The organism is Methylobacterium sp. WL8, assembly GCF_008040045.1.
Taxonomy (GTDB): Bacteria; Pseudomonadota; Alphaproteobacteria; order Rhizobiales; family Beijerinckiaceae; genus Methylobacterium; species Methylobacterium cerastii.
This window is the reverse complement of sequence record NZ_VRVF01000169.1, coordinates 1-1948: the sequence shown is the minus strand read 5'-3', so window position 1 is coordinate 1948 and position 1948 is coordinate 1. Positions and strand designations below refer to the sequence as shown.

At 44.6% G+C, this 1948-nt stretch carries 2 protein-coding genes; both read left to right on the top strand.

The annotated features are described in order from the left end of the window. Positions 1-25: 25 nt before the first annotated feature. Positions 26-1003 carry a UDP-glucuronic acid decarboxylase family protein gene (locus tag FV234_RS25685; protein WP_147832426.1) on the top strand — a complete coding sequence of 326 codons (978 nt, stop codon included), beginning with the start codon at positions 26-28 and terminating at the stop codon, positions 1001-1003. Further along, a partial coding sequence (gene galE, locus FV234_RS25680; protein WP_147832425.1) for a UDP-glucose 4-epimerase GalE occupies positions 1000-1948 on the top strand: 949 nt, incomplete at its 3' end. The genes FV234_RS25685 and galE, both read left to right, overlap by 4 nt.

Below are 1948 nucleotides of genomic sequence, written 5' to 3'. Positions count from 1 at the left end.
CCAACGGATAAAGATTGGGTCAAAGATGCGCTATGGAAGTTCAAGGAAGGTCTTAGTAACTGGCGGAGCCGGATTTTTAGGATCGCACCTATGTGACCGGTTAATCTCCCAAGGACACGAAGTTTTGTGTGTTGACAATTTTTTTACTGGAACACGACGGAACATAGCTCATCTCCTTGATAACCCACGCTTTGAATTACTCAGGCACGATATCACGCATCCACTGTATGTCGAAGCAGACGAAATCTACAACCTCGCCTGTCCCGCATCTCCCATTCACTATCAGTTTGATCCCGTTCAAACAACTAAGACAAGCGTCAATGGCGCCATCAATATGCTTGGTTTGGCTAAGCGGGTCAAAGCAAAAATATTCCAGGCATCTACTAGTGAAGTATATGGAGACCCAGAATTACATCCTCAACCTGAATCATATTGGGGACGAGTTAATCCAGTTGGTTATCGCTCTTGTTACGACGAGGGCAAGCGGTGTGCAGAAACGCTATTTTTTGACTACCATCGACAGCACAAATTAGAAATCAAGGTTGCGCGTATCTTTAATACATACGGACCTCGAATGCATCCTAACGACGGACGCGTTGTCTCAAATTTCATAGTCCAGGCTTTGAAAAATGAGGATATTACTGTCTATGGAGAAGGATTGCAGACACGTGCCTTCTGCTATGTTGACGATCTAATAAGGGGCTTTCTCAGCTTAATGGAGACTGGCCCAGATGTGACTGGCCCTGTTAACATAGGAAATCCGGAAGAGTTTACGATTATTAAACTTGCGGAAACAGTCATTCGTCTGACCGGCTCTAAATCTAAAATCATCACGCGCCCTCTGCCGCCAGACGATCCAAGACAGCGGCGTCCAGATATTTCTATGGCGCAAAACGTCTTAGGTTGGACACCACAAATTCAACTTGAAGAAGGTCTAGGCAAAGCTATATCGTATTTTGAAACTTTCCTAAGCGCCGATAAGAGCTCGGGAGCTGTGCGATGACCGATGTTCGACGTGTTCTTGTTACAGGAGGGGCTGGCTATATTGGAAGCCACACATGCAAGCATCTTGCTGAGAATAGTATTGAATGCATTGTGTATGATAACTTATCGACAGGACATCAACACAATGTCAAATGGGGTCCTCTCGTTATAGGCGACATCAATGACAGTAAATGTTTAGAAGAGACATTTACTCGTTATAAACCAGATGCGGTAATACATTTTGCTGCACTTGCTTATGTTGGTGAGTCTGTGACCCACCCCGCTGAGTATTACACCAATAATGTTGCCGGTACACTAAATATTCTTTCCGAAATGGCTAAAGCGTCTATAAATAAATTCGTATTTTCAAGTACTTGCGCTACGTATGGAATGCCTCAGAAATTGCCTATTTGTGAAACAACACCGCAACATCCAATCAATCCCTATGGCGCTTCGAAATTGATGGTAGAGCGAGTTCTTCAAGACTATGCTCATGCTTACGGTTTGCGCTACGCAGCTTTGCGATATTTTAATGCCTGCGGGGCTGATCCGGCAGGAGAATTAGCAGAAGAGCATTATCCAGAAACTCATTTGATCCCACGCTGCCTTATGGCTGCGGCCGGGAAAATTCCTGGTGTTGATGTATATGGAGATGATTATCCAACTCCAGATGGAACCTGCATTCGAGATTATATCCATGTTTCGGACCTAGCGATAGGTCACGTCTCTGCTTTAAAAAGCATTGTCGATAAAAATATCAATCTTAGACTAAACTTAGGAACAGGCAAAGGCACATCCGTTCTTGAAATACTAAAGGGGATTAAAAGATCGATTGATCGTGACGTACCTCACTCCATCCAGCGTGGACGTGAAGGTGACCCTCATACCCTTTTTGCGGACGTCTCCGCCGCGAGAGACACAATAGGGTTCGTCACAAAATTTTCCGATCTTGACACGATTATCC

Excerpts from the sequence above, each read along its gene's own strand:
- FV234_RS25685 (WP_147832426.1), top strand. The coding sequence starts at position 26 with ATGCGCTATGGAAGTTCAAGGAAGGTCTTAGTAACTGGCGGAGCCGGA.